Raw genomic sequence first — 7,313 nt, 5'->3', positions numbered from 1 at the left:
CATCGGTACAAGTAATCGTCTTATTTAATGGATTTATATCAGCTACTGTTATGTAATTTTTATATAGATAGCCATCTTTATAATATGTAAGTAAAACCTCTTCTTCACCTAAATATGAAATTAACAGCTTATTTTCAATCCTTTCTTTTGCATCTTGCGTTAAGATTGGACGCGAGATTTTTGTTTGCTCCTGTATCATGTCTTTAATACAGATAAACTGCTCTGGCATACTAGCAAACGGTTGCCATTTTACCATGCCTCTTCCTTTTGGCATATTAGCATTCTTCACGATTTGTGCCCTCCTAATAATGTGTTTCTATATCTTGCTGTTGCGACGCTTGTGTAGGAAATTCCACGTAATATACTGTTCTTACCAAATCGTGTTCGAATTTCGTCCATAACCTTCGTTAATCTCATTTCTTTTTCTCTTTGTATAATGTTATCGAAAAGCGAAATTTGCTCTTCTCCTTCATGTATTAAATTTGTTAAGGAAAGACTTATCGATCGAATCGGCTCTCCTGTATGCCGCTCGTATAAAAAATATGTACAAACATTGTAAATATCCATCGTTAAATTTGTTGCTCTATTTAACGTATGTGCTTTTTTTATTCCTCCTCCATATTCCTTACTATATCCGACTGAAAAATGAATCGTTTGTGCGTATTTCTTTTCGCTTCTCAATCTGTAACAAACTTCTTCTGTATGCTCTAATAAAATAACGATGAACTCTTCTATTGAATAATCACGAAATAATATTTGGCTTTTTGCTATAGATGTTGTCGCTGGAACATATTCCTCTGCTATTCTGCTGAAATCAATCCCGTTACTATGCAAGTGTAATTCTTCCCCTATTACACCAAATGATTGTTTTAAATACTTCAATGGGTACTGCGCTAAATCTCCAATCGTATGTATACCTTTTCGATTTAATTTCATTTCCGTTTTATACGATATACCCCAAAATTTACTGAGTGGTCTAATACTCCATAACTTCTCGGGTATATCGTCATACGTCCACTGCGCTATTCCATCGTTATTCTTTTTCGCTTCCACATCCAGTGCTACTTTACTCAATAATAAATTGGGTCCAATACCAATCGTACTTTCAATCCGTGTACGTTCATATATTTCTCGCTTAAACTTTAATGCGAACTCGCACGGATTACTCGCAAACAAATGAATACTTGCGGTCATGTCCATAAAAAACTCATCAATACTATATTGATGGAAATCTTCCGGCGCAACATACTGTAAAGCTAAACCGGTTATGTAAGTTGAACACTTCATATATGTATGCATAATCGGATTCACAATAATAATATCTGACCGCTTCGGTATTTCGTACATTCTAGCCATCTTCTTTATTCCTAACGCTTTTAATGGCGGTGTTGCTGCTAATACAATTGATCCACTCCGGTTTACATCCCCTACGACAGCCAATTTCGTATATCGTGGATCAAGTCCTTTTTTAATACATGACACACTTGCATAAAAGCTACGAAGATCTACACAAAGAATAATACGATTCGGTAAAAGAGAATAATCATACAAGGTTATCACTCCTAACAAAAAGAACATTCGTTCTTATTATATACGAACTAACGTTCTTTTTAAAGGTATTTTCATGAAAATTTTGGTTAATATAACCGTACATGAACATTTTTCAAGAAAAAATCAAGGAATTCACCTCTATATTTTTTCTTGAAAAATGTAAATAGATACAAGAAGAAACAACTAGATTCTTTGTCAATAGATACGGTATTTTAGAACCCGTTTTTTAGTATTCAAACTTAATCCTGTATTTAAAAGCAATATACTTATATAAGAAAGACTTATTTCGAAAAAGAGTACTATTTAGCAGTGCTTGTTTATAGAAAATAAATTATTATTGGTTATTTTCTCAACGTTGTTTTCTAGTTTTATCATTCAAATTTAGACACATATTTATCTAACCTACATAAACTAATAGCGTATAATTGCATACTTTATCGATTTTTTATAACAATATCTCGAACGGACTATCATGAATCATAAATTTATTAACCCGGATACACGAATCATCTTCAATGAAATCCTGAATATCCAAGTAATATCGCGTGTATTTCTTTTAAAATAAACATTGGATACATTAAAATCACAGCCTGTTTTTTGAATGCTAAAGAAAGATTGTTTATCTGTATCTCCTCAATCGAATCCCTAATTATATAATTTTGTACAAGAAAGGAATTGAATTTATGCAAAATTTTAATTTCCTTTGTGAACAATTTGCTACAATACTTAAAGGGAAAGGTAAAAGAAATCAAGGTGGTTGTTCAGTGTCTTTTCACCGCGATTTTAGGGTGCTTGTTCAAGCAAAACCGAGTACTTCTGTAGTGCCCGTCGGAGTAAGTTTTGAATCGTTGGATCCAAATGGTAATGCATTAAATTTAGGCGAAATCGCTGTTCTACAAGAAGAAATTCCTGCATTTATGAAATCAATTGTACAACAAGGAATCATTGTAAGTGCTTTACATAATCACTGGCTGTACATGAATCCCTTAATTATGTATATTCATATCCAGTCGGTAGAGCCTCCATTACATTTTGCACAAAAGTTAGCCCATTCTTTTTTGTCCTTAAGTAGCTATCCTATCGCTAATAATGAGGGGCAATGATTGGTGTTTCGGATATATTTACACATTACATTTTCTACATGTGCGAACATCATAAAATTATTTCACTTTGTGCCCAAAAGAAAAAAACTGCCTATCAAATTTTTAGATAGGCAGTTTTTGAATCTATTAAAATAAAGTACCCTACTATTTTATAAAATACTATTCCCTAAACAAAAATACAGATTTGCAATTCACTTTGGCTTTCTTACCTCATATATTCCTCTAAAGTTAATTTTTCCTTATATATTTTTTGCAATATCTCCTACACAGCGAATACGCTAAGGCTCATACGCATAACCAGTTATATTTTCCTTTTCCTTTGGATAACGAATGATAAACCCTGCACTCTGCATCTAGACGGTATACCCCTTGTCCACAGTAAGACTTTATTTCAAACCCACAAAAAATAGATTACCTGCACACTAAAAGGTTTAGCGCACAGGTAATCTAGTTGTTTTTGAGATTAATAAAAACCTAATTTATTTTTTGAATTCTTCCATCAATAATAGACTGAATTGGTTCTTTTGATTTTTTTATATAATCTACTAATGCTTCAAAATCAGTTGGTCCTGTTTCAGCATCTTTACCGTTTTTAAAGGATACAAATCCATCTCCACCTGAAGCTAGAAATGCATTCGCAACTACGCTGTAAGTTTTAGAAGGAATAATTTCTTCTCCATCTGTTAAGCGGATACTTGTTACTTTTTCTCCATTAGGCTTGTTCGCATCCCAAGTGTATTGGATCCCTGAAATTTGAAGCATTCTTGTTATGTCTTTTTGCCATTGTTGATTTAAAATATCACGAATGTCTTGGCCTGTTAAATTTACTTTTATTAATTGATTTCCGAATGGTTGAATACCATATATCTCTCCCCATGTAATATCACCAGCATCTAAGTCATTACGAATACCACCAGGATTCATAAGAGCAATTTGGGATTGCATTGTTGCACGCTGGGCATCAGCAACTAAATTTCCGAGAGTAGATTCACCAGCCGTATTTAGTTTGCGATCTAGTGGAGCAATAGACTTGCCTACAACTTCATTAACAAGAGGTGCGATTTTTGCTTGATATTTCTCCATCTTCTTCTTTATTTTTTTATCAGGCTCCATGCCTTCATGGTAAGTTGTAACAATTTCTGCTTTTTTCTCAACAATATCTTGTGTCTTACGATCAATCTTTACATCAACATCAGCAAAAGCCATACCATAAGAATTTGCTTGTACGACAAGTTTATTATTAACAGTTCCATTTACATAAGTGTGGCTATGCCCACCAAAAATAACATCGACTTCTGGATCAGTCTCATTTGCTAATCGGACGATATCACCATTTGTTACGCCGTTCCCATCTGTTGTACCTCCGTTATGCGCAAGAACAACGATAGATTTAACGCCTAGTTTTTTTAATTGCTTTACGGATTTGTTAATAGCTTCAACTTCATCTGTAATTTCTACATTCTTTAGCATAGTAGGCATAACAAGGTTAGGAACATCCGTTGTTACGACTCCGATAAATCCAATAGGAACTCCTTGTACCTTTTTTATAGTGAATGGTGGTAAAAATAAACGACCGGTGGATTTATTATATAAATTTGCAGCAACATATGGGAATTTTGCTCCTTTAAAATTCCCTGTTTTCTCATGGTATCCACCATAAATAAGGCGGTTCATTTCCGCAACACCTTCATCAAATTCATGATTTCCTATAGTTCCAACATCGAATTTCAAATCATTTAGAAATTCAATCGTAGGTTCGTCTTGTAATAATGCTGAAACAGGAGTACTTGCTCCAACAACATCGCCAGCATGTACCTTTAATGTATTCGGATTTTGTTTTTCACGATCACGTAAATAAGCCCCTAAGTACTCAATTCCCCCTGCATCTTTATTGTTAATTTTTTTTACAGTGTCTACCTGCCCATGAAAATCGTTAATACCGAGCATTTGCACATCTATGTAGCGGTTTGGTTCTGTACTTGCTTGTGCTGAAGGCGCAGCAAATACACTAGTAAAAGTAACTGTACTTATTGCTAAAGCAACTGGAATGATTTTTTTCAACATAAAATTTCTCTCCCCTAATTAAAATCAGACATAATACGATGTTATTTTAATATATTAAGAGGATTATTTCTATAAAAATTCAACTAATTATAAAAATTAATAAGATTTTATTGTTTTCTGACAAAAAAATCTTTGTTTTGAGGATTATTCAAAATATTATCTTGATAGTAATATAGCAATACATCTAAGAGGTCTAAAAAACTCTAACCATTACATTTTAGCTGTTAAGAAGATTATTCAATTCGAAATTAATGAGTATTTTTCAAGATAACATCTCAATATCACCATTTAAAAATGAATAGAAATTTCATAATGGAAGATTACCGTGGTGCACTACTCCTAATTTAAAAAGATGCTCCTGGATTTATCCAAGAGCATCTTTTATAAAGCTTTATTTTTACTTGTTTATAATTTATCAATTAACAATTATATAGTTGTAATCAGTCCTTTAAAAATGATAGGAGTGCTTCATTAAATTCTTTGGCATGCGTTGCATTTAGCCCATGTGGACCACCCTTTATTAACGCTACTTTAGAATTAGGAATTGCTTCATGTGTTAACTTCCCACTATATTCAAATGGTACAGTTGCATCTGAATCACCATGAATAACAAGGGTAGGTATATTAACCTTGGCTAAATCACCTCTGAAGTCTGTTTTGCTGAAAGCAGCGATACAATCTAGTGTCCCTTTAGGTGATGCACCCGCAGCGATATCCCTATTGTAAAGTCGAAATGGTTCACTAACTAAGTCAGTTCGATCTCCAGCAGCAAAAAATCCTTTCGTAAACTCATCAAGGAATGCTAGGCGATCACTTTTTACTCCATTTTCAAATCCTTGAATTGCTACATCATCTAATACACCCTCAGGATGATCAGCTGACTTATAAAGAAATGGTGGTACAGCTCCTGCAAATACAGCCTTCTCTACTCTATTGGTTCCATATTTTCCAATATACCGAGCTACCTCGCCTCCACCCATAGAAAAACCAACAAGTGTGACATTTTGAAGCTCTAACTGTTCTAATAGTTGATGTAAATCAGAAGTAAAGGTATCATATTCATACCCTTCCCACGGCTGAGATGATTTTCCAAAACCTCGACGATCATATGTTATAACTCTGTATCCAGCCTCAACAAGAGCGGGAACTTGGTATTCCCAAGATCGACCACTTAGCGGCCAACCATGAATTAGTACAACTGGTTTTCCTATGCCATGATCCTCATAATATATCTCAATTGGTGCTTGATTTTCGGTTCCTACAGTAATCTTTGCCATTCTTCTACCTCCAAAAAATATTTTAATATATATCCTTTTCTTCAATAATCCGGATGAATCTCGTAACCTATTTATGCGTGTTTATGTTGTTAACTCTAAGCATGGAACAATTCCCCATTTAATAGTTTTTTCAGCATGAAATAATTGCTGAACATTCCTCCTATTCAATTCTAATAACAAAAATAGGTAACTATCAATATCGTTCTATCTATAGAATGTATAGGTAAAACCAATCAATTTTATGGTGAAAATAACTATAGTTACCATCTATCCGAATTATAGATAATTTAGAATTGATTAATGAATCGGTTTTCAAATACTATAAATTTGTATAGCGCTTCATATTCTGTGAATGCTGTTATAACTAATATTATCGTTCAGCTTAGTTACAAACTAATCGTAACAAACGAAGAAAATCATGATAATATTTGACTATTTAAACTTTCTTCGATTACTTAATTTTTAGGAGGAATACATAATGACTGATCTCTATTCTCGTATTAACAAAGATGATGCTGTCGTGCTTTTAGTAGATCATCAAACTGGTCTTATGTCCGGACTAGTACGTGACTATGGTGTTGATGAATTTAAGAACAATGTTTTAGCTCTTGCTCACACTGCTAAGTTTTTTGATTTACCAGTTATTTTAACAACTAGCTTTGAAAACGGACCTAATGGACCTTTAATGCAAGAATTGGTTGATCTCTTTCCTCACGCACAAAAAATAGCTCGACCTGGACAAATTAACGCATGGGATAATGATGATTTTGTAAAAGCAATCGAAGAAACTGGAAAAAAACAACTTATCATCGCGGGCGTAGTTACGGACGTTTGTGTTGCTTTCCCGGCACTTTCTGCTATAAAAGCTGGATATGAAGTATTTGCTGTTACTGATGCTTCAGGAACTTTCAGCAAACAAGTTGCAGATGCTGCCAATACGCGTATGGCACATAATGGCGTACAACTTATGAACTGGTTTAGCGTAGCTTGCGAATTACAACGCGATTGGCGAAACGATGTTGAAGGTTTTGGCAATTTACTTGCTAGTAATCTTCCCGGCTATCAAAATATAATTGGAAGCTATTTAGGAGCTCAACGAGACCTTAGTAAACAAAATGCATAAATGTATTTCAAAGAAATAGCTTTAAATCACTTTCAAAAAAATGGATAGTATAAATTTAGTGCTGATTAAGTCAGCACTCTCTTTTAAATTAAAAAGTATAGTAAAGCTTTTATTTTTACGATTACAGCTTATATTGACAGAAAATACATTACTTTCTAAATTTAATCTTAAATAATAAAAAAGGAGCGTTTTATT

At 33.6% G+C, this 7,313-nt stretch carries 6 protein-coding genes and 1 pseudogene; 2 read left to right on the top strand and 5 right to left on the bottom strand.

The window, feature by feature from the left end:
• The coding region (locus CER22_RS27735) for a YolD-like family protein (RefSeq protein ID WP_088610139.1) at positions 1–289 on the bottom strand (289 nt) is incomplete at its 3' end.
• Complete coding sequence (locus tag CER22_RS27730) at positions 286–1,551, bottom strand: Y-family DNA polymerase (protein ID WP_088610138.1); 1,266 nt, start codon at positions 1,549–1,551, stop codon at positions 286–288. The genes CER22_RS27730 and CER22_RS27735, both read right to left, overlap by 4 nt.
• A 683-nt stretch (positions 1,552–2,234) precedes the next feature.
• Between CER22_RS27730 and CER22_RS27725 the strand changes: the two genes are divergently transcribed.
• The gene (locus CER22_RS27725; protein ID WP_088063898.1) at positions 2,235–2,654 is read left to right on the top strand and encodes a DUF1259 domain-containing protein; all 420 of its coding nucleotides are present in this window, start codon (positions 2,235–2,237) and stop codon (positions 2,652–2,654) included.
• A 205-nt stretch (positions 2,655–2,859) separates the two neighbouring features.
• On the opposite strand, the pseudogene CER22_RS27720 reads toward CER22_RS27725, so the two are convergent.
• The 3 genes and pseudogenes from CER22_RS27720 to CER22_RS27710 form a co-directional block, all read right to left on the bottom strand.
• Positions 2,860–2,998: pseudogene (locus CER22_RS27720) on the bottom strand (M15 family metallopeptidase); the annotation flags it as partial.
• A gap of 130 nt (positions 2,999–3,128) precedes the next feature.
• A complete protein-coding gene (locus tag CER22_RS27715; RefSeq protein WP_088610137.1) occupies positions 3,129–4,718 on the bottom strand; it encodes a bifunctional metallophosphatase/5'-nucleotidase in 1,590 nt (529 codons plus the stop codon).
• Between the two features lie 440 nt (positions 4,719–5,158).
• On the bottom strand, positions 5,159–5,995 hold the full coding sequence (locus CER22_RS27710) for an alpha/beta fold hydrolase (protein WP_088610136.1): 837 nt from the start codon (positions 5,993–5,995) through the stop codon (positions 5,159–5,161).
• 478 nt (positions 5,996–6,473) lie between these two features.
• Between CER22_RS27710 and ycaC the strand changes: the two genes are divergently transcribed.
• The gene (gene ycaC, locus CER22_RS27705; RefSeq protein WP_000131218.1) at positions 6,474–7,118 is read left to right on the top strand and encodes an isochorismate family cysteine hydrolase YcaC; all 645 of its coding nucleotides are present in this window, start codon (positions 6,474–6,476) and stop codon (positions 7,116–7,118) included.
• Positions 7,119–7,313 lie beyond the last annotated feature (195 nt).

The organism is Bacillus sp. K2I17 (genome assembly GCF_002209985.1).
Taxonomy (GTDB): Bacteria; Bacillota; Bacilli; order Bacillales; family Bacillaceae_G; genus Bacillus_A; species Bacillus_A wiedmannii.
The sequence above is the reverse complement of the archived record's forward strand: the minus strand, read 5'-3'. Positions and strand labels throughout refer to the sequence as shown.

Excerpts from the sequence above, each read along its gene's own strand:
- CER22_RS27725 (WP_088063898.1), top strand. The coding sequence starts at position 2,235 with ATGCAAAATTTTAATTTCCTTTGTGAACAATTTGCTACAATACTTAAA.
- CER22_RS27715 (WP_088610137.1), bottom strand. The coding sequence starts at position 4,718 with ATGTTGAAAAAAATCATTCCAGTTGCTTTAGCAATAAGTACAGTTACT.
- CER22_RS27710 (WP_088610136.1), bottom strand. The coding sequence starts at position 5,995 with ATGGCAAAGATTACTGTAGGAACCGAAAATCAAGCACCAATTGAGATA.
- ycaC (WP_000131218.1), top strand. The coding sequence starts at position 6,474 with ATGACTGATCTCTATTCTCGTATTAACAAAGATGATGCTGTCGTGCTT.